Raw genomic sequence first — 25,781 nt, forward strand, 5'->3', positions numbered from 1 at the left:
CAATTGTTATTTTTCATGAAGACGAACCACGCCGCTCCACACCCCGTCTGGCGGCTGATGCTTGAAGTTTCGACACTGCTCGATATAAAAAAGGGAAGGCCCATTGGCCGGATCGATCCGCAGGACCTTATGAAACCAATGATTGGCATCATCCCATTGCCCCCGTTGAAACGCGACCACCCCGGATGCAAACAGGCGGTCCACCACCTTTTTTCTCTCCATGACGACGCGATTCGGGGTCAGCAGCTCATACACATGGACAGGCCGGGATTTGCCTTTGAATACAAACCGTCCGACCGAACGCGCCGGCAATCGATTATCCTGGCTGATGACATCACGGGAAACCAGGACGTTTGTTCCCAAAAATTTATTCAACCCCTCCAGGCGTGAGGCGGTATTGACAATGTCCCCCACCGGCCGGTATTCAAAATGATTCATCGCACCGATGTTGCCAAGCAGCATGTCTCCGGCATGAATACCGATCCGGGTCGGCATGGCATGCCGCCCCACCCGCCGATTGAATTGATCCACGGCAGAAATGATTTCCACGGCTGTTTTACAGGCCGCATATTTTATTTCATTATTCGGTTCCAATGCGGTCCACAGGGCCATCACCGAATCACCCACAACTTGCAGCACCAATCCGCCATTGGCCTTAATGGGCTCAAAAATCGCAGCGTAATATGTATTCATCAAGTCAGTCAGGCTGGCCGGGTCCATGCTTTCCGACAGAGAGGTGTAATTCTGGGCATCGGTAAACAGACACACCCCATAAAACACCTGCCCGCCCAGATTAAGGGCCTTCAGATTGGTAGACAGACGGTCCACAACGTCATCGGGAAGATAGTAGCCGAACGCCTCACGGATATTTTTACGCTCAGCCATGCCCCTTCGATTCTTGTAGATCAGACCGGTAATGCAAGCAACCGGTGTCTGCAATAAAATAGGGACCACCAGAGGAAACCAGGTACAGCGGGTTTGGAATTGAACAAAAGCAATATAGAAATACACGCCGTTCAGCAGTATCAACCCGGTGACGGAAAAGGTGGTGGGGAAATAAAAACTGATCCAGACCAAAAGCGCCCCCCAACCGAAAAGAAGGATCAGGGTGCCCACGGGTTTCAGCGGAAAAACCCCTTTGCCCTCCAGCAAGTTGGCAAAAGCGGTTGCCGCAATCTCCACGCCGCTGATATCCTGTGCCGATTCTCCGGAAAAGGCCGTGTAAAAGCCGTCATGGGTCTTGATCCAGTTACTGTCCGTCTGTCCCACAAACACCGCCGCCCCTTTGAGGGATTTCAAATTCTCATGGGCTTGGGGGCTAGTGGATGCGTTCACCAGACGATGGTAGGAAATGGTCCTGATGTTTCCGGGCGGACCATAAAAATTGAGATAGCGGCTGTTTCCAGACGCATAGAGCATAAGCAGGCTGCGAATCAAGTCCTTGGTGCGGGGGGGCATTGTTTTTGTAGGATAATGTTCAAGCCGATCAAGGGCTCTGGGCACCAGTGTGGCATCGTCTTCAAATCGCGCCCGCAAGGGCTGGATGAGCTGAATCATCGTTTGAATATCAACCCGGCCCTCATCCGGCATGGCCAGCGCATCCGCCAAATGCTCGTCAACGTCAGCCAACAAATCAATGAAATCGTCAAAGGCATCCTTGGCGTAGATATGAAAGGCCACAACAGGCAGGGTCGGCTTGTTGCCCGAGGCGGACCGGAAGCACCAGAACTGGTTCAATTTGATCGGTATCTTGGGCAGCGGAAAAGGCGCCTGCCCGATGGCCGCATCGGCGAAAATCGGAATCGCCGATACCAAACGCTCGATCATCACGTGAGTCGTCCGGACACCGTTTTCATCAAAAAGCGGCATGGCCTGCCTATCGATCGCTTGAGTTAGTATGACATTACCAGCGCTGCGCATGGCGCCTGCAAGGGCGTGATCGTTAACTTTGTCCTGGGGGGTTTGAAACAACAGGTCAACGGCAACCACCGCCACGTGCTGGCGGGTCAGTTGGTCGATCATTTGCGAATGAAGCATCCGCGGCCATTGATGGGGATCCAATGGCATATTCAGAGCACTTGCCGATTCACTATCGATGGCGACCACGACAATATCCGCCGGTGCCTTCACGGGCCCGCGCAGCCTGTAGAGCAGGTGCAACCCCAAATTTTCCTCGGCATCCGTAAAAAGTGGCAACATGCTACAAAGAACGCCAAGCAGGCCGACCCCCATACACAGGCAGTACAGCACCACCGGTTGCCGATGGAACATGCGAACTCCTCAGATTGAGGCTGCAATGGAAAAGCCATCCTGCAAATGCAATATGGCCACACTCCCCCCCGCGGCATAACGGGTGCAGCCCCGATTTACCCAATCCCTGCCATGGCCATCAGCGCGCCAGGGCTTATATTCCGCATTGCGGACGAAAAAGGACTTGAAATTAGTGGAAATTCATTTGAGCTACTGTCTGAATAGTAATCTATTGCAAAATCCACATAAAGTGTCAACAGTCCAAGCGCTGGCCATACCTGTCGACACAAATGGCGAAAAATGAGTTTATGCCATAAATATAGGTAATTTAAAATAGAATTGGTGACCATCGAATTTCCGATAAATACTCAATCGATAATGGCTGTCAGCTGATTGCTCACCTTTAGCAGGGACGATATCGCTCATCATTTTCTAACCATTTACTAATCAAATCCTAACAAATCGCTTGACCCCGCCTTTTGTCACGGTTAATTTCAGCAATAGTGAACTTGAAAATTTAGTCATCAATAACAAGCCGTTGCGAACACACCCCCAATGTTGCGACATTGGGGACAAAAAGGGCAATTACCCCATGGCGTTCAACCACTCCTGGCAAGTGGCCCTGCACCCGGGCCAAAGCGATGATTTTTTCACACTCGACAATCCGAGTCAATTTATGGCCAATGCCCATGGGTTCAGCCCTATCAATGCCTGGTGGCTGTCCGAACTTTCCCGGCTGATCTACAAGCGGGATCACACCGAGGGTATGGTATCCCCCCTGTCACGCGGCCATTATCTGGGTCGTGTCGGTCTGAAAGAAAGCCGGTTTTTCAATCACTCCAACATCCAGGCGGCACTCGTGGAATCAACGGCACCGGGCAAGGCATCCTTCGCCGTCCTGGTCTTTCGCGGTACCGCCGGACGTCTGTCCAACTGGCGCTTCAACCTGGACATGGCCGCCTGTCCGTGGCCGGCTGGCGGTCGGGTTCACCGGGGCTTTGGCCACCTGCTCATGCAAATCTGGGAGGATATCGCGACAAGTCTGGACCAAATCCATCAGCCGCTATTTTTTACCGGCCACAGCCTTGGCGGTGCATTAGCGATCCTTTCCGCCTCACTGCATGCGCCGCAAGCGGTTTATACCTTTGGTGCGCCCCTGATCGGTGATCGCGCCTTTGCACGCACCCTTTCGAGCGTCAGCATTTATAACGTCGTCAACCCCCACGATGTTGTCACCCAACTTCCTCCAGCAAGCCCTGGTTTTCGTTTTTCCCGTGTCGGCGCGATTATCCAAAATACAGAGCACGTCCCTTCTCGTCGACCATTGGGCCAGGCCCCGAAATTCCTTGCCGGCCACGCGCCGCTCAACTATACGGCGCAGTTGCCCGTCGCTTTTGATAATTGACGAATTCGTAACAAGCCCGATATCGGCGTTACGCGTATCCTTCGTCTCTGCGGAGTACGATCAGTACGCCTCATTCCTCAGGATTCGCAAGCCTTGATCTCGGGCTTGTTACGAATCCGTCAGAACGGCGATTTTTTACGAGTTCATCAATAATTGACGGTTCTGTAAAAACCAAATTGTAAAGGAACGAGCGGTTTTTGTTTTTACTTGCGATTGCCCTGATGCACAAGCCGTTGACCATGTGCGCCGATCTCTGATACATGACCCCTTACCCAATGACATGGCATTCCGTCGGCCGGCCCGCTGACAACGGCCCGGCCGAAAATCTTTGTTTACCGATGGTTAGGGCTCGCCCTGAAGTGGACGGAAATGAAAAAGACACATGGAAAGTGGTATATCGTACTGTGACCGCACCTGTTGACAAGTTGATCCCCCAGCGCCTGGACCGGTTGGACAGCTACCTTGGCACCCGAGAGTCCGCCGTTGATCCGATCAGACCCAATTGTGAGAAAAAAATCATCTGGTATGGGGGAAGGAAACAAAAAACCGCCGATGCCATCGTCTATATCCATGGTTTTTCGGCCAGCCGTATGGAAACCTGGCCACTTTGCGATCAACTTGCAGCACGGATGGGCGCCAACCTTTTCTACACCCGTCTGAATGGACACGGGCAAAGCGGCCTGGCCATGGGCAAAGCTCAGGTTGAAAATTGGCTGGACGATGGCTTGGAAGCGGTCACCATCGGCAGCCGCATCGGCCATCGGATCATTCTGATCGGCACCTCCACCGGCGGCACCCTGGCGACATGGTTAGCGGCCCATCGCACCACAGCGCCGCGGATTCACCGTCTGATCCTGTTGTCCCCCAACTTTTTCCCCAAAAACCCGATCGCGGCAGCCGCCCTGTGGCCACCGGCCATGCGCTTATATGAAAAGGTGTTTGGCGCCTGGCGAAGCGTTGCCGTAACCAACCCGATGCAGGCCCGTTATTGGACGGCAAAATACCCCATCAAAGCCATTGCAACCATGATGAAGCTGGTTCGCCTGGCCTGGCAGGCCGACCTGCGTCAGAGCAAAATGCCGGTGCTCATGCTGGTCAACCCATGGGACCCGGTGATCAATGTCACGCTGGCCCTTCTGCGTTTCAGACGCTTTCCCTCCAGACGGAAAAAAGTGGTTTTTTTCAGAGGCTATAAGGATCTGGGGCGGCATGTGCTGGCCGGAGAAATTTTATCAGGCCAAACCACCGGACAAGCCTTGACCATTATAGGCGATTTTTTAAGCCGCAACGCGTGATGATTGCTTATAAGGCGATGGCTTCAACGCGATTTCAGAACGTATAGGAAACGCCGATCCCATAATAGAAATTGACATCCAAGGTTCCGGGCCGGTTCAAGTCCCGCAGATTGTCATTATCCATGCTGTCCGTGTATTTGATAAACGCGGATACACTCAGTGCCTCATCCAGTGCGAATTCTCCGGATATGGAAAAATTATAGTCATACAATCCGGCGCTACCATCAGCACAATACTCATCACCGGCATAGGCAATGGAAACACCGGCGCCAAGGCTCAACTGATTGGTAAAATCATGGGAAAAGTCAAAGCCCATGTTGATGTAAAGGTCATTGACTTCATCGAAATCGTAGAAGAGGTCGATTCCCAAGAAAATATTTAATGGCAGCGGAACTTTCAGGCCGCCAAAAACTTCACGGGTTCCCGACTGTCCGCTGCGTTTGGTGGTAGGATAAAGATACTCGATATAACCGATGCCCAGATCCACGGTATCGAGATCGAACACATAAGTTGCCGAAATATCGACTTCGGAAAACTCCGCGGATTCATAATTGTCATTGTAATCCTCGATATCAAAATTCCCCCACACGTTGAGCCCGAATCCCCCCTTGACAATATCCACACTGGGTTGCACCACCAGCCCGTCATTGAAGGTCTGGCCCCGCCACACATAAGCCGAGTTGATATCCGCAGCACCGGTCACATCCGCCGCCCATCCCGGTTGGACGGCAAAACCAATCAACACCACTGCCACCAATACAGCAAAACTTTTTTTCATCGTTTCCTCCTCATTGGAAATAGCATCGGTTTAGGGTTACGGCAAACCTCAGCCATAGCCCGTAACGCATTGATACGGGGTCACCATCATCTAAGTTGTAGGGTTATAGATATTTATATATTTATTACCACAGACCTGCAAGCAGATCAAAGCAAGAGACAATACACTTTTAGCGCAGTCGCGTTTACTTATCCCTGGATACCCCTGCCCGCATGACAGGTTTTAATCTAAGTATTGCTCTAAGCCCTGCTTTAGAGAATTCGTCCCCCCAAGGGCCCTCATCTGTTGCATAATCTGCCGGGTTCGGTGACGCACGTAGTCTGACGGGCGCAAAACCGACATTTGTTTGGGATTGGGTAACACCGCCGCCAAGGCGGCGGACTCGCGACGGTTCAAATCAGCCGCCGCTTTTTGAAAAAACCGCTGACTGGCGGCCTCTACACCGAAAACACGATTGCCCATCTCGGCAATGTTTAAATAGACCTCCAAAATTCGCTGTTTGGGCCACAGCTGTTCCATTACAATGGTAAAATAGGCTTCCATGATTTTTCTGACATAGCTATGGCCCGGCCATAAAAACAGGTTTTTTACCACCTGTTGACTGATCGTACTGGCCCCCCGGGGAGTTTTACGATGCTGATTCTCTTGGACGGCATCGGCAATGGCCTTGAGATCCAGCCCCCAATGCTTGAAGAAATTCTGATCCTCGGAAGCGATAACCGCCAGGGCGGCATAGGGAGAGATGCGGCTTATGGGTACCCATTGGTAATCGATTTTTACCCCGACCATGCGCTCTCTGATCATAAACGCCGTGGTGGGCGGAGGAACCCAGCGAAACAGCAACACCACAGCCAGCGTCAGAACCAAAAACGCCGCAATGGTAATGAGAACGAACCGCCGCAGTCGTCCCCCAAATGTTGATGGTCGTGTGGTTTTCTCTTTCTTGGTCAGCATGATGAATATCAGCCCATGCGGTCGGGAAAGGCAAAAAACTGTGCTGCCGTCCCCTCAAACAGACGCTCACGAATATTTTCAGGAAAATCCTCATTTTGACGACCACGCACCAGGTCTTCAAAAAATTCAGTTCCCGAATCGGTGTTGACCATAATCCGTTCAATCCGCTTGGCCTCGTCCGCCACAATCTGTTTCAACCCATCCCAGGAGGTCTTGACGGTGCTCAGTGTCACGCCGGCCCAAAAACCGGCATCAAGAACCGCACCGATGGTATCATCGGTGCAGTGGTCCACAACCAATGTGTCGGCAAGATCAGAAAATCCACGCAACAGATCCAGGGTGGTTTGCGTGATTGCCGGCTTATTGGATCGGGGCGTGTGAACCCCCACCACGGCACCACGCGTGATCAGCGATCGTCCCAGTTCGAGCTGGGCGAGAAGTACTTCCTTTTCCTGTGCATTGCCTGTTTCCAGGCCGATCTCACCGATCCCCAGGCACAAATGATCCTGCAAATGGGCTTCAAGCAATCCTTTAACTTGCTCAGGCTTCAGGTCCGGTGGGATGGAACGGGGATGAACACCGACGAGAAAATGACATCTCAGCCCCGATGCGGACTGCTCATGGATGCAGCGGGCCTTGGCCTCAAGACATTCCTTGAAATGGGAAACCGATTGTACGCCTTCAAAATAAGCCCATGACACCACACCGCAGCCCTTGTCCATGAGCCATTGAATGCGGTGAGGGTGGTGGCGCACGATCAGATCCAGGTGAACATGACTATCGATCATTGTTGCAGGTAACGACATAATAAAAACCTTCCCGGAATGATTTGCCGAATTGTCGTCAAACCCGATGCTGATGAACGCGTAAAAAGTGCCAGGCACGTCATGCCGGACTTGATCCGGCATCCAGAACATGCTGAAAATCAAGGTTGAGGTTAATAAAACACAAATTCCCGCAAAACGCCATCCATTGAACGAGGCCAAAGGCTTGACATTTTAACGGCGGCATGCACAAAAACAAGCTGTCCATTGGCCATGAGACAAATACAACGAAACCCAATAGTTGCATAAATATAGCATTCAACACGATAGGTGCCAACCTTGCCGACCGCATTTAAAATATGATTTCGATCCATGCCAGGTGGCGACCATGTCCGAGGCGGCTATCGCCAAAGCCATGATCAACCCGGCGATCGTCCGTAATCGGCTCAAGATCCGGGCTACCGTTACCAACGCCCGTGCATTTTTAAGGCTTCAGGAAAAACATGAATCCTTTGACGCGTTTATCTGGGCATTTACCGAGGGTCGGGTCATTCACAACCATTGGCGCACTGCCGACGCGGTTCCGGTGACAACCGTGCTTTCCGACACGGTCAGCAAAACCATGAAAAAAGCAGGATTCAGCTTTGCGGGCAGTACCATCTGTTACTCTTTTTTACAGGCCGCCGGGGTGGTCAACGATCACCTGGTAAGTTGCTTCCGGCATAAAGAACTCATGGTATCGTAAGGGCACGGCGCGCCGTGCCCCTACCGGCAGCCCCGGCATCGCCCGGTATTCGATTCCGCACGTCCATCGAATCAATAATATACATGCCAATGTCGAAGGGCCTTTTCTCCAACGCAGCGTCCGTCAAAGTCTGACGAACTCGTAAAATTCGGTTACTCTGTCTGTCTTTGGAAAGAACTTGACAATAAAGGGCCACCGACAATATAAGATGTTACCAGAAAATTAGAGAAATCTCACCGGCATTTCGAAAATGCCTTTCTCAAAAAGTTAGAAAAACCACCGCAATAACAACGCACGCCATGAAGGCAAATTGGTAGCACCCAGCTTTATCGACCGGTTTGCAATAACACTGCGCGATTCCGCAAAATAGCTGTGTTTGCCCCACTTTTGCAACATTGGGGTGACATCTTTTCGAACCGTCGAATAGCGACAGCTTGTCGTGATGCCTAAATTGAAACGCCGGCATCAGGGAGCCTGTTTTGAGACTTTTTCGGTCTTTAAAGGACTTGTGCGATGATCCTTCATTTAAGACTCAATGTTCGTATTGGCAATGCGAATAATTCGGCATATTACCGAGTAAAAGCTCAAAAAAACTACTTGACAACCAAAAGAAAATATCGCTATGGAGTAAAGTTCGTCTATTTTATCAATCAAAGGTGTCCATCAGGACTTAATAGGGAATCCCGTGCAAATCGGGAGTGGTCCCGCCGCTGTGACATCCATGTTTCCGCGAACGCTGGAAACAACGCTGTTGGCCAAGACGCCACTGTTCGATTATTCTCGAACGGGAAGGCGGCCAGTAGTTGGATGAAACCAGAAGACCTGCCTTTGATGAATCGGTAAAACCCAACGTGGAGGATGGTGTTTTACTCAAATATAGTTGTTCGGTTCGGGATAAAAAACGGTATCCCCGCGTTTTAACAGGCGCGGGGATTTTTTTTGGGGAGAACATTGAGATGAAAATTTGTATCGCGATTGTATTGGCCATGGCCGTTTTTATAGGTGCCCCTGACATCAGCCTTGCCGACAGCACCGTACCCATTGCTTACTGGAAACTTATGGATGAAGAGCGCTACATCCGTCGTTTTGATCTGGAACGTTTCGACTGGCGAACAATCAGAAAAATTCGCCGTCAGAACATGGATGCCGGCAAGGCGGCCAAGTTTCTGACGATCAATGCGCTGCCCCCTTCAGGCAATATCGGCGATATGCAAAAACTGGATAGGCGTTACCTGGGGCAAGCCAGCATCCTGGTACGCGATCCCAACGGAGACATCTCCCAAGTTCCTTCTATGACCACAGAAGATGACAGCGTCAGCCTTCCCAAAGACAAAAAACTTATGGGTCGATACCTACTCGGCGCCCGCATTCCCCTGGGAGAACGTGACGTGGACGCCGACGGTATCAACGAATCCGTCTTTCTTTGCGCCAAACACATAGTCGTTCATCGCAGGCATGGCGGCCGAATGGGACGCGCCTCGGTGGTTTTTTTCGACGATGGCGAGAAGATGCCCCTTGAAATCGGACCGGCCATCAATACGGCCAAATCTAAATTTGGCGGCAGCATGCAGATGCCTCACAACACCTATGAAATGATGGTCAAATACCAGGGCCGCCCCCTGCCTGGGGCAACCGTCACGGTAACCACCGAAGGCAGCCAGTGGGGGAAAACCGTTGTAACCGACAAGGCCGGCAAATTCGAAATCATGCCTACCGATGATCGATTTTCCCAGCACGAATGGCAAAATTACCTCTACACAGCGACCCACCACGATCGTGAGAAGAACACCTACTACGTCGCAACCCTGCCCACGGTTGTTTATCGGAACCAGCCTGAATGGCGATCCAAGGCCATGGGATTTGCCTTCTGGTCTATCATCGGCACCGGCGTTACGCTGCTGATGGTGGCCGGCCTGACCCGCCGACGCCGGCGCCGGGACCGTCAAGCCTTGATCGTATTTGAAAATCACAAAATTCAAAAGGATCTGCCATGAAAATATCCACCCTGCGCTGGACCATCCTGACCGCCGCCTTTGTCATCCTGCTCTTTGGCGCCTACGGCGGATTATATTTTGGTTATTTTCTGCCGACTTTTTCCTGTTGCTGGGTGCGCGCCCGGGCCGGTACCTGCTTCATGCTGACCCTGCAACGGACCCTGGGCCTGTTCACCTGGGAAAGCATGTTCATTTTACTGATTCAGTTTATCTACTTCTCGCTTTTAGTCATCATCATCGGCCGGGCCTGGTGCGGCTGGGTGTGCCCGCTGGGGTTCGTCCAGGACCTGCTCGACCGCCTGAGGCAGGCTGCCGGCCTGGGATATGTGCGTTTCTCTGAAAAACTGCGCCGCAGCCTGGCCTGGATCAAATGGGCCTTTCTCGCGGTCGCCCTACTCCTGCCTTTATGGGTGGCCTTTCCGGTGATGTGCCCGGCCGTGGCCCTGGGGCTGCAGATTCCGTTCTGCCAGCTTTGCCCGGGCAAGTATATCCTGCCGCTATGCGTGGGCAACCCGGACCGGATATCAGTCAACTATGAGAATGGCACGCATGTGGTGATGTCCATTTTAGGATTGGGTTTTTCCATCGTGGCCCTTCTCGGAGCATTGATCAAACGCCGCTTCTGGTGCAGTTTCTGCCCCTTGGGCCTGATTCTTGGGTGGTACCGTAAAATCAGTTTCCTCAAACTCAAGAAAAACGACGCGGCCTGCACCCGTTGTGAAATTTGCTACAACGTCTGTCCTTCGGAAATCATGGAGGTCTTTCGATCCCAAGGGAAAGTGGATGTCACTACATCCGAATGCATGCTGTGCCTGAAATGTGTAGAAAATTGCCCTGAAGAAGGCGCCCTGAAAGCCACATATCTGGGCAAAACCATTTACCAGTCCTCACCCGACAAATTTTTCGCCAAGCGCTGCCTTGACATAACTGCAAATCAAGCTGAAAAGGGATGATAAAAAAATGAAACTCAGTGATATGGCGGATAAACGATCCCGGCGTCTGCTGAAAAGCGTCGCCCGCAGTGCCGCCACCGAATTGGAGCAGCTGCGCTCGATTCCAGGCACGCCAAAGGAGTTAGACTTTTTCTATGATGTTCTGGAAGCGGCCTTCGTGCGTAACGCTCCCACGCCGATGTTAGGCGCCCGGTCCGAGAAGAAGCTGTTTGTGGGCGTCTACTGTATGGTGATACCCGAAGAGTTGATCTACGCTGCCGGCGCGATTCCGGTGCGGCTTTGTGCCGGATGCTTCGAGTCCTCACAAATCGGAGAAGACCGGGTGCCCAGGGACGGCTGCCCGCTGGTGAAATCGTCCATGGGTCTTTCCATGCAAAAAGGGCTCAAGGCCTTCGACCTGTGCGACGTGGTGATCATCCCCACGACCTGCGATGCAAAGCGCAAGCTCGGGGAGGAACTCTCGGCGTTCAAGGAAGTCTGGATGATCGAAACACCCCACATCAAAGATGCCGATTCCTCCCGTCGCATCTGGATGGAACAGATGTACGCCCTGAAAGCCAAGCTCGAAGCCCTCAAGCACAACGGCAACCACGGAAAACGGGTCAACGCCCGACGCATGGCCGCCGCGATTCAAAGCACTGCCCGTGCACAAGCCGAAATGCGACGGCTGCTCGCACACCGAGCCACCCAAACGCCGATGGTTTGGGGACGTCAGGCCACCGCGGTAGTCAACGCCTATGCCTTTTGCCATGTTACCCGATGGACCGAGGCACTGGCGCGACTGAACGACCGGCTAACTGCCATGACCGATGACGATCAACCGGTGCATCATGATGATCGGCCACGCATTTACATTGCCGGCAGTCCGTCTATTTTTCCCAACCTTAAAATTCCCACCCTGGTGGAGGAGATGGGCGGCATCGTCGTGGCCGACGAGTCCTGCGCCGGCGATCGCTACCTATATGATCCGGTGGGCAGTACCGAGAAAAACCTCAACGACCAGATGTTAGGCGTGGCCTCACGTTACCTGGCCCCGTGCGTCTGCCCCTCGTTCACGCCCAACGACGATCGGGTGACCCTTATTCAGCGTATGATAACCGACTTTGCCGTGGATGGGGTATTGTATCACGTGCTTAAAGGGTGTGTGGTCTATGATTTCGAGGTAAGCCGGGTTGAAAATGCGCTACGAGATAACCAAATCCCATTGCTGCGTGTCGAAACAGACTACAATCCTGAAGATGTGGAACAGCTCAGGACACGCATCGAGGCGTTTATTGAAATGCTTAAATCCAAACGCAGCAGAGCGAAAAAGGCAGCTTCCAACGGCTGATGGAGCGAAATCAACACGTCGATGTCCAGGCACGCAAAAGAGTCTTGCTATACCGGGCGCAGTTTCAGGGTAAAGCTCGATATTGACTTCAAAAAGATAAGGAGAATCAGCAATGAAGAACAAAGAAATGTCGAAAGCAGTGATCCTGATTATTGTCTCTTGCCTATGTCTCATCCTGGCACCATCTGCATTCGCCCATAAATTGTGGATCAACACAACCGACTACTACCCTGAGCTTTTTTCACATCCCAAATATGCGCCGGTGCCCCAGGCCAAGATCATGGTCTATTTCGGCTGGGGGCATAAGCTTCCGGTTTCTGACGCTTTCAGTGCAGACTATTTCAACGGCCTGAACATGATTGAACCCGATGGGAAGAAAAAAGAGTTGAAGCCGGGGACCGGGGCCTTCATGGCAACGGAGGTCATCATGAAGGATGAAGGCGCACGCATTTTCGCGGCGTCGGTCAAGCCCGGGTTTTACGGTGACGTCAAGGGAAAGAAGAATTTTTACAAAATGCGCTACGAAATGTATGCCAAAACCCTGGTTGCCGTCGGCAATGCTTCCTCAGACGCGTTTTCCAAGCCAGTGGGTCAACGCTTTGAAATCGTTCCGCTTCAGAATCCTCATGATCTGAAAGCCGGTGATTGGATTGCCTTCAAGGTGCTGCTGGACGGCAAGCCGGCCAAAGGGGCAGAAATCAGCGCATCGCCCTATGCAAAACCGGAGGTCACGGTGGTCGACAACCTGAGCAACAAGAAAGAAGCCAAAATCAGGGTTGTCGATTACACCGGCCCCTGGATCGTTACCGCCAAACTCGAATTGCCTGCCTCTGAGGAATTCAAGGAAAAATGCGAAAAGCTCCACTTTGTCTCGACCTTGACATTCAGCGTGCCATGATCGTCCATATTAACCCGGTGACAAATAGGTGATACCGCGGCATGCCGGACTTGATCAGGCATGCAATGAATGTCTGGATTCCGGCCTGCGCGGGAATGACGGACATTTTGTGTGTTTAATTGCCGAAGCATAAAAACATGAAATTCATTTTTCGCCATACACTTTTCAATAGTCTGAATCTGGATCCGTATTGATCTGAAACTGAGTACTGCGCCCCTATCCAAATTTTTATTGAAGCATTAACCAAAATATAATGGAGAACAAACATGAGCCAAACCTACTTTGCTGGTATTGATGCCGGCTCTACCTATGTTAAAGTCGCCTTGATGGACGAAGACAAATCGCTGGTGGCCTTTGATCAGCACCCCACCGGTATCGACGCGGATGGTACATCACAGAAGATGATCACCGCCATGGTCGACGCCAATGGCATCCAATTGGATCAAATCCATAAGATCATCGCCACCGGGTACAGCCGGCGTAACATCAGCCTGGCCCAGGATACAGTCACGGAAATCAAGGCCCATGCCCATGGCGCGGCCTGGGCCGCTCCGGATGGTATCGACATTCGAACAGTCATCGATATTGGCGGGCAGGACAGCAAAGTCATTGTTCTGGATGAGGACAATGAAATCGTCAATTTCGCCATGAACGACAAGTGCGCGGCCGGCACTGGCCGCTTTCTCGAATCCCTGGCCCGGGTGCTGGAACTGGACATCAGTGAACTGGGCCCCCTTTCCCTCCAATCGACCATGCCTCTTAATATCAACAGCACCTGCGTGGTGTTTGCCGAGTCGGAAGTGGTTTCCCTGGTAGCCCGCAAAAAAAAACGCGAGGATATCGCTGCCGGCATCCACCACTCGCTGGCCAAACGCATCGCGGCCATGGCCCGCAAGGCCGGTGCACGCGCCGAAATCATTCTCACCGGTGGTGGTGGACGCAACGCCGGTATTGCCGACGCCCTTGACGAGGCGCTGTTGATGGACATTCATGTACCGGAACACCCCCAACTCAACGGAGCGATCGGTGCGGCCCTGTTGGCCCAATACACGGATGAACAGCCGGCCCAACGGGCCTGTGCGGTATAAAGGAAACCAACCCATGAAAACCACGCACCTGGTGATCTACAGCATGGCCAGCAGCGCCAACAGCCTCAACCTGGCCCTGTCCAATATCAACGAATCCTTTCCCGGGCAATTGAAAGTGACCATCCGCGGCCGGGATGAGCTTGAAAACGATGCCGTGCTGGAGGCATACCTTAAGGCGGTCCGCAAGGCCGATCTGCTCATGATCATGACTTATGGCGGCCGGGCGTCCATCCCTGTCTGGGACCAGTTGCAGAAGGCCGCGCAAAACACGGACGTTTATTGGCACCCCTCGGACCGCGACGAAGACGCCACCAGCAGCGGGATCTCAACGGACTACGGCTCGGATTTTTTCCTGGACACCGCAAGGTATATTCGATTCGGCGGTGTTAAAAACTGGAGCAATCTTTTCAAAAGTATTTTACAGCGCTACGGCGGGCAGCCATCCATGGAAATCAAACCGCCCCGCCCCCAACCCTGCCAAGCCATTTATCACCCCGAAACGGGCGCCGTGGACACGCTGGAAGACTACTTGCATCAACGGGGCGTGTCCGTTGAGGACCTGGCTGATGGTTCCCGCACGGCCCTGGGCATCTGGTTTTATCCCCACTACTACATCGAATCCAATCTTGAGGCCATTGATGCCCTGGTCAGAGAAGTGGAGCATCAGGACCTGGTGCCGATCTGTGTTTTTTCCAGGCGGTTTCCCGATCCCGAGCAGGACATGAAAGGCAATCGCTGGGTAATAGAGAACTATTTCAAGCATCATGGCCGCAACGTGATCCACGGGCTGATCAACACCACCGGTCATTCCGTTCGGCAGGCAGACGCAAAAAACGCGGACATCTATCAGATCCTCGATGTGCCGGTCGTCCAGGCGCTGCCCCTGAGCGTGGACCGGGAGTTCTGGACGAACACCTACCAGGCGGTGTCGCCCATGGACATCAGCGCCCATGCCGCGCAGCCCGAATTCGACGGAGTACTGATCAGCGTCCCCTTTTCCACCCGTGAGCTCGCAGGTGAGCACCCCCTGACCGGCATGCCCGTGATCCGGCAAAGACCGATTGCCGAGCGGATCGCCAAAATCGTGCGCTTGACCGGAAACTGGGCGAGGTTGAGCCAAAAGCCCAACCATGAGAAAAAAGTCGCCATCATTTTTCACAACTACCCGCCCAGAAACGACCGCATCGGGTGCGCCTTCGGCCTGGACTCCTTCGCCAGCGTGGCCGACATGGTCAAACGATTAAAGGATGAGGGGTACGGTGTGGAAACGACCTGGGACGATCCCCAGGATCTGGCCGACCGGATGCTGGGCAGCCTGACCGCCGACCGCCGGTGGCTGACGGCGGATGCCATGGCCGAGCGGGCCGCGGACAGCGCGGAGCGCCCATGGCACGCGGCATGGCACGCCGAACTCCCGGAAACCGTAAGGGCGGCGCAGATAAAGGATTGGGGCGATCCGCCGGGGGATCTGTTCGTTTTTGACGATCAGATCCTGATCAACGGCATCGTCAATCAAAATGTGTATATCGGCATACAGCCCCCACGCGGCTTCATGGAGCAGCCGGAGAAGATCCATGACCCGCTCCTGCCGCCCACCCATCATTACCTGTGTTTTTACCGGTGGATTCGCGACGTTTTCAAAGCCGATGCCGTGATCCACGTGGGCAAACACGGTAGCCTGGAATGGTTGCCCGGAAAAACCGTCGGGTTAGGGCCCGAGTGCTACCCGGATCTGGCCATCATGGAGCTGCCCAACCTTTATCCCTACATCATCAACAATCCCGGAGAAGGAACGCAGGCCAAGCGCAGGTCTTACTGCTGCATCAACAGCCATCTGATACCGGTCATGACCAACGCGGATTTATATGAAGATCTGGCCGAAATCGACAATCTGGTGCTTTCCTACGTGCAGACCCAGACGCTGAATCCCACACGGCTGCCTGTGATGCAGGAAGAGCTCTGGTCAGCTGCGGAGAAAGCCGATCTGGACAAGGATCTGGGAATCACCAGAGATGAGGCGTTTTCGGATTTTGACGCCTTCATGGAGAAATTGCACGACTATTTGAGCCAGTGCGCCGACACCGCCATCGCCGACGGACTGCACACCCTGGGGCGACCACCGGAAGGGGAAATGCTCGTGGAACTGGCAACGCAAATGGTGCGCATCAACAACGGGAGCACCCCTTCGCTGCGGGAGGCGGTTTGCGCCCACTGGGGCTATGATTACGACAAGATGCTCGACAACCGCGGACGTATCGACCATACCGGTCGCTATACGACCTATGCCGAAGCCATCCGCGGGATTCACGACGCCTGCCGGGAGGTGGTTCGCAAAACAGCCGGGAGCCAGCGTCATGAACTGGCCCGCGAAAACCGCGACATCCAGGCCGTGGACGCATTTTTGAAAAACACCGTGCTGCTGAAGATCCAGCAAACCGGTGAGGAAATGGAAACCATCGTCCGGGGGCTTTCCGGCGAACATATTCCGCCGGGCGGCAGCGGCAGCCCCACCCGGGGCCAGGTGGATGTGCTGCCCTCCGGCCGCAACTTTTATTCCGTGGATCCTTACAAAGTCCCCAGTCCCGGTGCATGGCGCATCGGAAAAAATCTGGCGCGGGATCTGGTAGCCCGCCACCGGGAGGAAACCGGCAGTGCGCCCGATACCATGGGCATGGTGCTCTGGGCCAGTCCCACCATGCGCAACCAGGGTGAGGATGTGGCCGAAGCCCTGTACCTGATGGGCATGGAGCCGGTCTGGAATGAGGCCAGCGGCCGGGTGGAGGATCTGAAGGTGATTCCGCTCAAAGCCATGGATTTTCCCCGTGTCGACATCACCTTCAGAACGTCTGGTCTTTTTCGGGACACCTTTCCCAACCTGTGCGAACTGCTCGACAAAGCGGCCTGTATCGTGGCGGCCCTTGACGAACCTATAGAAAGCAACATGCTGCGCAAAAACGTGGTGGCCGAGGTTGAGGACTTCGAAAAAATGGGCCTGGATCCCAAGGAAGCCTTTCGAAAAGCGACATTTCGCGTGTTCAGCGACATGCCCGGGGCCTACGGGGCCGGGGTCGATAAATCCATCGACGCCAAAATGTGGGAAACCAGCAATGATCTGGGTGAGACCTATGTCGAATGGGGCGGCTATGCCTATGGAAGAAAAACTTACGGCGATGACATGCGCGAGACCTTTCGGGGCCGGCTTAAAAAAATCGGCCTGGTGGTGCAGAATGTCGATTCCCGGGAACATGATATCCTTGCATGCGTGGACTACAACGCCTACATGGGCGGATTCACCGCGGCGGTAAAGATGGCCAGCGGTGTTCAGCCGGTCACGATTTCCGGCGACGGGTCCGATCCGGAGCGTATCAAAAGCCGCACCATCGCCGAGGAGGCCAAACACGTCTTTCGCTCACGGATCCTCAATCCCAAATGGATCGAAGGTCTGAAACGCCACGGGTACAAAGGTGCCGGAGATCTTTCACGTACCATCGACATCTCTTTTCATTGGGACGCTACCACGGAAATCATCGATGACTGGATGTACGAGCGTCTGGCCGACCGCTACGCCTTTGATGCCGACATGCGGGAATGGTTCAAGGATGTTAATCCGTATGCCTTGCAAAATATTACCGAAAGGCTGCTGGAGGCCATCAGCCGGGGTATGTGGGATACTGACCAGGAGACAAAAGATAAGCTTGAGGAGATCTACCTGGAGATAGAGGGGGAGATTGAGGAAGTGACGGCTTAATATCGGTTATCGGTTATCGGTTATCGGTTATCGGTTATCGGTTATCGGTTATCGGTTATCGGTTATCGCAAAATAGGATGGTCATGAGAAATTTTCAAGAACTAAAAACCAACGGTTGAAATGATACGATCCAGAATTTTCCGATTCCATTTGCTGGCAATGATTGTAATGATCATCCTCGCCGGTGTGCCCTGCGCAGTTGGCGCTGGGGGCAAGCAAGCATTGCTCGATGTCAAGCTTATTTCTCACCGAGGTTTACACGGGGAATTTCCCGAAAACGCCATTTCCTCCATCCAATCGCTTATACAAAAAGGCATCCACGGCGTGGAAATCGACCTGAGAACAACGAAGGACGGCCATATCGTATTGATGCACGATGAGCGGCTGGAGCGTACCACCACCGGTAAAGGACGGGTCGACGAAACGCTCTGGAAGGAGATCCGCGATCTGAAGCTCAAAAGCCCCGACGGCAGCCCTACATCCGAAAGCGTACCCGATTTCAAGACTGCGCTGCAGGTCATTAAGGGCCATCCGGACTTTGGGCTGGCCCTGGATTTAAAAGCCGTAGATGCTGTTGAGGTTGCCGGCATGGTCATGGCACAGGGCATGCAGCCCCAGGTTCTCTTTTCCATCGCCGATCCCATGAATACGCAGCTGGCCAAATCCCTGAAACGGCTTGATTCGAAACTGCGAATCTCTGTAAATATGCTCACCTGGTGGAAAATCGAGGACGTGCCCCTGTTTGCCGCCCGTGCCCTGGATGCGGATTCGCTGTTCGCCAGCGAGTGGTTTTTCCCTAAATGCGGCTTTAAAGGGCTGGCACAGGAAGGGATACCGGTCGTGGTCTATCTTCGGGGCCGCCACGATCTTGAAAAGCGCTTCCGGCAGGCCGTGAGATTGGGCGTGAAGGGCGTCAGTTGTGATGATCCACTGTCGTTGCTGCCGTTGGTTAGACCAGCTTCTCATCAAATCCAATAACGATTTGGATCTTTTTTTGGAGGAAAAAATTATGTTAAAAGGTTTAAAATTAGGAATGTATTTTTGCTTAATTGTTTTTTTCTTCGCGAGCTGTGCTTCAAACGAAACAGGAAATTTAACTTCAGGAAAAGACACAGAAACGAGCGACATAATAGCTTTTCGCCAAAATATGATTACCGGAGCAAAAGCCGCTAAAGACGAAAAATATGAACAGGCATTGAAATATTTCTATAAAGCGGAAGAGATTAGGCCGGAAGATGAAAATGCAATCAGATTTATTGGGCAAACCCTTTATCACTTAGAAAAACCAGAGGAAGCGATAGCATACTTCAACAAATTAAAGGATATAAATCCATACGAGTACAGAGCTTATGCCCATCTTGGGATGATTTATAGAAATCTTTTTGAGTACAAAAAGTCTATTGAGTATTTTGAAAAAACCCTTGAGCTGAAGAATAATGATAAATCCGCAATAGCCAATCTTGCAGATATTCACTTTAAGTTAAAAGAATTCTCTGCCAGTTATAAGTACATTCTTTTATTTGAAAAAATAATCAATAAAGAAAATATTTTATTGTTACCACAACAAGAACGAATAAAAATAAAAAAAGCTACTGAGAAATTTTCTCATTACAAATCCGTCATAAAAAAAGCTCATCCCGAGGTATTCAAGGAAACTATGAATAAGCATAAAGAACAAAAATCTATTATATAGCATAAGACAGATAAGAAGGAGTAATGAATATCCACATCGAAAAATTTGACATCAGAGACACAACTGAAGCTGTGTACGCCGCACTTAATCAATGCTGCAACCAAATTCGGCGTGAACAATTACCAGATGATCCTCCCATTCCAATAGACGAAGCAATTCAGGGATTTCGGAATTTTCCCGATTACATTGAAGTAATTGCCTGGATGGCAAAACGAAATAAAAATGCATCTGATCTTATAGGGTATGGATTGGTTCAGTTTTCACGAGAAGATAATTTGCACATGTTACAGTTTGTGATCAATATTCTGCCAGAATTTCGCAAGCAAGGTTTGGGCAAGGCGTTTTTATCAAGGATCGTTAATATTGCCGAGAAAGAAAATCGAAGTTTACTCATTACGAGCACCATGGCTCGAATTCCGGCTGGCGAAGCCTGCATGCAGCGTATCGGCGCCGAAAGGGGACTGGAAGGCCATACAAATCAGCTTACGATCGCTAATCTTGATCCTAATTTAGTGCATCAATGGTAGAAGAGGGCCAGTGAACGCGGCGCTGATTTTGAGATCGGGCCTTGGGAAGGCAGCTACCCAGAAAAAGACATCGAGACTATCGTCGAATTGTATGATCTGATCAATCAGCAACCCTTTGGAGATCTTGATATCGAAAATTTCACGATGACTGCTGACCATATTCGTCAAGACGAAAAAGATTTGTTCGCATGTGGCTATGAACGCTGGACCTTCTATGCAAGAGAAAAACAGACCGGTAAGTTTGCCGGATACACGGAAGTGTTCTGGAATCCGAATCGACCAGGCATCATTGGTCAAGGAATTACAGGGGTATTTCCCCAATACAGGAACAAAGGGTTGGGGCGCTGGCTCAAAGCTGTAATGCTGGATAAAATTCTCAAAGAACGCTCTCAGGCCAAGTTTGTGCGCACCGGAAATGCAGATATGAATGTTCCCATGATGAAAATTAATACTGAATTGGGATTCAAACCATACATTGCAAACTGTATCTGGCAGGTTCACACAGATAAGGTAGCTGAATATCTTAATGCCTAATTTGCTGGCTAAGAAGGAAAACGTTAGATGAAAGCTGTCTTTATTGTATTCAACCATGAGCTGTCACATGTATCATCTGCTGTAAAAGCATTATATAACAAACACGATATAACCATAGACGTCTGCGCCAGTACGCCTGAAAGTTTTACGGATTCAGGCAAGTTAAACGAGTTTCTCCAATCGGCCGAAGGCGCTGATATCGCCCTGATGCATCTGATGGGCGGCAGGGCCTGTCTTTCCGGCTTTGATCAGATCATTTCCACATTTGGCCAGTGGAAGATTCCGGTTTTCGCTGCCAGTGTTCCCTTTGACGAGGAATTTATTACCACTTCAACCGTTGACAAAAACACTTATGATACGATTCACGGGTACATCAAATGTGGTGAGGCAGAGAATTTCGAGAACCTTCTTCTTTTCCTGACCAACCATTTCACAGGCAGTGAGTTCAAGGTCAATCCGCCGAAACAATTTCCGTTGGAAGGCATCTATCATCCCCAAACCGGTTATATTCCCACACTGGATGAATACCTGGGAAAAAGATATTCACCAGACAAACCGACCGTGGGCGTGCTTTGCGGTCATAACCCTGTAAAATCCGGCGATTCAGGTTATCTTGACAGCTTGGTCGAATCCATTGAACGTCAGGGCGCCAATGCGCTGGTCGTGTTTCTTTCAGCGACGGATTCTTCTGCAAAAAGTCTGACGTGGGTTGTTAGCAACTATTTTATGAAAAACGGGGAAACCATTGTTGATGTTGTGGTCAGTACTCAGGCGCATTCTCTTGCCGCATTCATGCAGGGCGCCGGATCGGTGGACGATCTTTTTCAAGCGCTTGGCGTGCCTGTGCTCAAGGCCATTGTCACGTTTAACACCTTTGAGGATTGGCGTGACAGTCTTCAGGGATTGAATTTCAGCGAAGTGTCCTGGAATGTGGCCATGCCTGAATTCGATGGGCTTTTGATCACCGTGCCGATTGCCGCCAAATGCGTATCTGAAACAGATCCCATAACCAATGCCAAAACCGTTTCGCACAAGCCTATTCCTGAGCGGCTTGATAAACTCGTTCGTTTGAGCATCAACTGGGCCAGGCTGAGGCATATCCCCCCTGAACAGCGAAAAGTTGCCATCATTTTCCACAATTACCCGCCACGCAACGACAACATCGGCTGCGCGGCTTTTCTTGATTCCGCTCCTTCGGCCATTAACCTGCTGCGAAGCATGCAGGCGCAGGGCTACCAGCTGGATGGTATTCCTGAAGATGGGAAAGAACTGATGGAGGCCATCATCAGCGGCATGACCAACGATCAGCGCTGGCTGACGGATGATGAGCTGGCAAGAAGAGCGGTGGCCCAAACGCCCAAAAACCGCTACGCAGAATGGTTTGCTGAACTGCCCGTTGATGCCAGAGAGAAGATGGAGAAGCACTGGGGGCCGCCGCCCGGAAAGCTTCTCAGCTATAAAGGCAATCTGCTGGTCGGCGGACTGCTGAACGGTAATGTTTTCATCGGTCTTCAACCGCCTCGTGCGTCAGAAGAAGATGCAGCCGACATTTATCACAATCCCGAGGTGCCCATCCCCTATCATTACCATGGCTATTACCGCTGGATTCGGGATGAATTCAAAGCCAACGCGGTCATCCATTTTGGAACCCACGGCACCCTGGAATGGCTGCCGGGAAAATCCGTCGGACTTTCCGCATCCTGTAACCCGGATATCGCCATTTCCGACCTGCCCAATGTTTACCCGTATATCATCCACAATCCGGGCGAAGGCACCGGTGCCAAGCGGCGCAGCTATTGCTGTATTGTGGACTATCTCACCCCGGTGATGCATAACGCCGATTTATACGAAGATCTGGCCGGCCTGGATGTTCAGTTAAAAGAGTATTATGCCACAAAAGGTTCGGACTCGGGGAAAGCTGAGGTTTTACAGAAGCTGATCTGGGAGGCGGTTGTGAAGGCCAACCTTGACCGCGACCTATCACTGACCGAGGAGGCTGTCTTTGAAGATTTTGACGGTTTTCTGGAGCGGGTGCATGCCTACTTGAATGAGCTGTCCGATACCCATATTCAGGATGGGTTGCATGTTCTGGGCGAACCGCCGACCGGTGCCGCCCTGGAGGAATTCCTGGTTGCCTTGACCCGGTTAAGCAACGGCAGTGTACCTTCGCTACGGCAGTCACTTGCAGAATTAAAAGGCTATGATTATGAGGATCTGCTATCCAATCGGGGGCGGCTGCGCTCTGATGGCCGAACCAATGGCGATGTCATCAATGCGCTGAACACCATCTCGCTTGAGCTGATGGCAAATTTTCATACCGATGGCTTTAAAGCACAATGCATCGACGAGCTGCAGCAGACGGTGATCGGCCGGGAGTATGCGGATGTACGGCGATGCCTGGAATACATTTCCGATTTTCTTGTTCCGGCTTTGCAAGCGACGACCGACGAGTTAACCCATACGCTTGATGCCTGCCGAGGGTGTTATGTACCGGCAGGCCCCTCGGGTGCGCCGACACGTGGTACGGCTGACATCCTGCCGACGGGACGTAATTTTTATTCCGTCGATCCCCGGTGCATCCCTTCGGTTGCCGCATGGAAGGTCGGCGTGGACTTGGCCGATGCCCTGCTGGAACGGTATCTGGAAGAGGAAGGCAAATATCCGGAAAGTGTCGGCAATGTTCTCTGGGCGACCGACACCATGCGCACCAACGGTGAATGTGTGGCCGAGTGTTTGTATTTGATGGGCATTACGCCGGTCTGGGAGCAATCCAGCGGTCGGGTGTTGTCCATTGAGCCGATTGCCCTGGAAACACTGAAGCGCCCCCGAATCGACGTTACGGTTCGTATCAGCGGCTTGTTCAGAGACAATTTTCCCAACCTTGCCCATCTTCTCGATGAGGCAGTAGAAATGGCGGCCTGTCTTAAGGAAGCCCATGATCAAAACTACATTTTAAAGCATGTTGAAAACGAGGTGGCGGAGCGCCTGGCCCACGGCGTCAACCCCAAGATTGCCCGTGAGGAAGCCCTTTATCGAATCTTCGGTGATAAACCGGGAGATTATGGGACCGGTGTTGGCGAAGCGATCGAGTCAAAAAACTGGCAGACGCAAACAGACCTCGGCAATATTTACATTACCTGGGGGGGCTATGTTTACGGGAAGAAACACTTTGGCTTGAGTGCGCCGGAAATATTCAAAAGACGCCTGAAGCACGTTGAAGCAACCACAAAGAACATGAGCAGCCGAGAGTACGATGCACTGCAGATCGATGATACCTATGGATATCATGCCGGCATGGACCTGGCGGTCAAAGCCGTCACCGGCAATTCCCCCCGATCGTATTATGGCGACAGTTCCGATCCTGATCGCGTCAAGATTCGCAGCACGGCCGAGGAGATCAAATACTGTTTCCGGTCACGTCTGGTCAATCCAAAGTGGATCGAGGGCATGCAGCGTCATGGGTATCATGGCGCGGCTGAGTTTTCCAGACAGATGGATTACGTTTTCGGCTGGGAAGCCACCGCAAACGTCATTGAAGATTGGATGTGGGATACGTTGTCGGAAAAATTTGCACTGGACCCGGATATGCAGCAGTGGCTAAAAGATGTGAATCCTTATGCGCTGCAGAACATGAGTGAACGCTTATTGGAGGCTATCGAGCGGGGATTGTGGCAGGCGTCAGAGGAAATGAAACAGCAATTACAGCAAATTTATTTGGATATTGAGGGCGTCATCGAAGAGAAAAATGAATAATTTGGATGAAGTCGTCTCTGGATAACGCATTGACGAGCAAAGAATTTACCTTACCGGCCTCAGCATGGGCGGTTTCGGCACATGGCGCCTGGCCATGGCCTATCCAAATCGATTCGCCGCCATCGCGCCGGTTTGCGGCGGCGGTGACCCCGAACAGGCGCCGCGCGTCGCCCACCTGCCGACCTGGGTTTTTCATGGTGCAAAGGATGACATTGTGTCGATTGAAAATTCCAAACGGATGGTCGCTGCATTGAAAAAAGCCGGTTGCGACGTGAAATTCACAATCTATCCGGATGCCGGCCATGATTCGTGGACGGAAACTTACAATAATCCAGAACTGTACGACTGGTTTCTAAAGCAATCAATAATGAAATGAGTTCGTAGTTTATGTGGCAAACGTGCGGTCAAATAAAATACCAACCCAATCAATGGAGGACAAGTCATGCACATATCAGAAGGTGTTCTTTCAGCACCAGTTCTCATCGGCAGCGGTGTCCTGACCGTGGCAGGCACGGCCATAGGATTAAAAAAAATGGACTATGACCACATTGCCCAGGCGGGGATTCTGTCGGCAACCTTTTTCATGGCCTCCCTGATCCACGTTCCCATCGGCCCGTCCAGCGTCCATCTCATACTCAACGGGATTGTGGGACTGCTGCTTGGATGGGGGGCCTTTGCGGCCATCCTCGTGGGGCTGGCCCTGCAAGCCATGCTTTTTCAGTTCGGGGGAATTACCGTTCTCGGGGTGAACACCCTGAATGTGGCCGGCCCGGCCGTATTGTGCTATTACCTGTTCGGCCGTCTGGTAAAAAAAGACAACAGCTTCGCCCTGGTCGGGGCCTTTGCCTGCGGAGCATTGTCGGTTTTTCTGACGTCACTCATGGTCGCACTTTCCCTGCTTTTTACCGAGGAAAGCTTTTTTGAAGTCGCCGCCATGGTGGTGACCGCCCACCTTCCCGTAATGATTATTGAGGGTATTATGACTGCATTTTGTGTTGGATTTCTCAAAAAGGTCAAACCCGATTCGCTGCCCGGCTTTACGGCGAGTCCTACTACAAGCATGATCGAATAA

At 52.1% G+C, this 25,781-nt stretch carries 20 protein-coding genes and 1 riboswitch; of the genes, 16 read left to right on the forward strand and 4 right to left on the reverse strand.

Annotated features, from left to right (window positions below):
- Window positions 1-6 precede the first annotated feature (6 nt).
- Entirely contained in the window at window positions 7-2,271 is a 2,265-nt protein-coding gene (locus tag Dvar_RS37875) for a CHASE2 domain-containing protein (RefSeq protein ID WP_419658655.1), read from the reverse strand.
- Window positions 2,272-2,842: 571 nt separating this feature from the next.
- On the opposite strand from Dvar_RS37875, the gene Dvar_RS37880 reads away from it, so the two are divergent.
- Entirely contained in the window at window positions 2,843-3,655 is an 813-nt protein-coding gene (locus Dvar_RS37880) for a lipase family protein (protein WP_419658656.1), read from the forward strand.
- 389 nt (window positions 3,656-4,044) lie between these two features.
- Window positions 4,045-4,950 carry an alpha/beta hydrolase gene (locus tag Dvar_RS37885; RefSeq protein ID WP_419658657.1) on the forward strand — a complete coding sequence of 302 codons (906 nt, stop codon included), beginning with the start codon at window positions 4,045-4,047 and terminating at the stop codon, window positions 4,948-4,950.
- Between the two features lie 34 nt (window positions 4,951-4,984).
- Here Dvar_RS37885 and Dvar_RS37890 read toward each other — a convergent pair whose 3' ends face one another.
- The 3 genes from Dvar_RS37890 to Dvar_RS37900 form a co-directional block, all read right to left on the reverse strand.
- Complete coding sequence (locus Dvar_RS37890) at window positions 4,985-5,728, reverse strand: hypothetical protein (protein ID WP_419658658.1); 744 nt, start codon at window positions 5,726-5,728, stop codon at window positions 4,985-4,987.
- 222 nt (window positions 5,729-5,950) lie between these two features.
- Window positions 5,951-6,682, reverse strand: a complete 732-nt coding sequence (gene mtgA / locus Dvar_RS37895) for a monofunctional biosynthetic peptidoglycan transglycosylase (RefSeq protein WP_419658659.1) — start codon at window positions 6,680-6,682, stop codon at window positions 5,951-5,953.
- Between the two features lie 8 nt (window positions 6,683-6,690).
- The gene (locus tag Dvar_RS37900; RefSeq protein WP_419658660.1) at window positions 6,691-7,488 is read right to left on the reverse strand and encodes a TatD family hydrolase; all 798 of its coding nucleotides are present in this window, start codon (window positions 7,486-7,488) and stop codon (window positions 6,691-6,693) included.
- Between the two features lie 259 nt (window positions 7,489-7,747).
- Between Dvar_RS37900 and Dvar_RS37905 the strand changes: the two genes are divergently transcribed.
- From Dvar_RS37905 to cbiM, 14 genes are all read left to right on the forward strand, one after another.
- Window positions 7,748-8,191, forward strand: a complete 444-nt coding sequence (locus tag Dvar_RS37905) for a DNA-3-methyladenine glycosylase I (RefSeq protein WP_419658661.1) — start codon at window positions 7,748-7,750, stop codon at window positions 8,189-8,191.
- Window positions 8,192-8,828: 637 nt separating this feature from the next.
- Window positions 8,829-9,036, forward strand: a riboswitch (cobalamin riboswitch).
- Between the two features lie 111 nt (window positions 9,037-9,147).
- Complete coding sequence (locus Dvar_RS37910; protein WP_419658662.1) at window positions 9,148-10,185, forward strand: hypothetical protein; 1,038 nt, start codon at window positions 9,148-9,150, stop codon at window positions 10,183-10,185.
- Window positions 10,182-11,138 (forward strand): 4Fe-4S binding protein, encoded by a 957-nt coding sequence (locus Dvar_RS37915; RefSeq protein ID WP_419658663.1) that lies wholly within the window; start codon window positions 10,182-10,184, stop codon window positions 11,136-11,138. The genes Dvar_RS37910 and Dvar_RS37915 overlap by 4 nt, the downstream gene beginning before the upstream one ends.
- 7 nt (window positions 11,139-11,145) lie before the next feature.
- Window positions 11,146-12,468, forward strand: coding sequence for a 2-hydroxyacyl-CoA dehydratase (locus tag Dvar_RS37920; protein WP_419658664.1), 1,323 nt, complete (start codon window positions 11,146-11,148; stop codon window positions 12,466-12,468).
- 112 nt (window positions 12,469-12,580) lie between these two features.
- Complete coding sequence (locus Dvar_RS37925) at window positions 12,581-13,366, forward strand: DUF4198 domain-containing protein (RefSeq protein ID WP_419658665.1); 786 nt, start codon at window positions 12,581-12,583, stop codon at window positions 13,364-13,366.
- A 266-nt stretch (window positions 13,367-13,632) separates the two neighbouring features.
- Window positions 13,633-14,454: an acyl-CoA dehydratase activase gene (locus tag Dvar_RS37930; RefSeq protein WP_419658666.1), complete on the forward strand. Its 822-nt coding sequence runs from the start codon at window positions 13,633-13,635 to the stop codon at window positions 14,452-14,454.
- 13 nt (window positions 14,455-14,467) lie between these two features.
- A complete protein-coding gene (gene cobN / locus Dvar_RS37935) occupies window positions 14,468-18,202 on the forward strand; it encodes a cobaltochelatase subunit CobN (RefSeq protein WP_419658667.1) in 3,735 nt (1,244 codons plus the stop codon).
- Between the two features lie 120 nt (window positions 18,203-18,322).
- Complete coding sequence (locus Dvar_RS37940) at window positions 18,323-19,180, forward strand: glycerophosphodiester phosphodiesterase family protein (RefSeq protein WP_419658668.1); 858 nt, start codon at window positions 18,323-18,325, stop codon at window positions 19,178-19,180.
- Window positions 19,181-19,211: 31 nt separating this feature from the next.
- Window positions 19,212-19,895, forward strand: coding sequence for a tetratricopeptide repeat protein (locus tag Dvar_RS37945; protein WP_419658669.1), 684 nt, complete (start codon window positions 19,212-19,214; stop codon window positions 19,893-19,895).
- A gap of 23 nt (window positions 19,896-19,918) precedes the next feature.
- Window positions 19,919-20,422, forward strand: a complete 504-nt coding sequence (locus Dvar_RS37950; RefSeq protein WP_419658670.1) for a GNAT family N-acetyltransferase — start codon at window positions 19,919-19,921, stop codon at window positions 20,420-20,422.
- Between the two features lie 87 nt (window positions 20,423-20,509).
- Window positions 20,510-20,956 carry a hypothetical protein gene (locus Dvar_RS37955; RefSeq protein ID WP_419658671.1) on the forward strand — a complete coding sequence of 149 codons (447 nt, stop codon included), beginning with the start codon at window positions 20,510-20,512 and terminating at the stop codon, window positions 20,954-20,956.
- A 27-nt stretch (window positions 20,957-20,983) separates the two neighbouring features.
- Window positions 20,984-24,709 carry a cobaltochelatase subunit CobN gene (gene cobN, locus Dvar_RS37960; RefSeq protein ID WP_419658672.1) on the forward strand — a complete coding sequence of 1,242 codons (3,726 nt, stop codon included), beginning with the start codon at window positions 20,984-20,986 and terminating at the stop codon, window positions 24,707-24,709.
- 28 nt (window positions 24,710-24,737) lie between these two features.
- Window positions 24,738-25,085 (forward strand): prolyl oligopeptidase family serine peptidase, encoded by a 348-nt coding sequence (locus tag Dvar_RS37965; protein WP_419664220.1) that lies wholly within the window; start codon window positions 24,738-24,740, stop codon window positions 25,083-25,085.
- A gap of 66 nt (window positions 25,086-25,151) precedes the next feature.
- Window positions 25,152-25,781, forward strand: a complete 630-nt coding sequence (cbiM, locus tag Dvar_RS37970; RefSeq protein WP_419658673.1) for a cobalt transporter CbiM — start codon at window positions 25,152-25,154, stop codon at window positions 25,779-25,781.

This window comes from Desulfosarcina variabilis str. Montpellier (genome assembly GCF_048565275.1).
GTDB classification, from domain to species: Bacteria; Desulfobacterota; Desulfobacteria; order Desulfobacterales; family Desulfosarcinaceae; genus Desulfosarcina; species Desulfosarcina variabilis.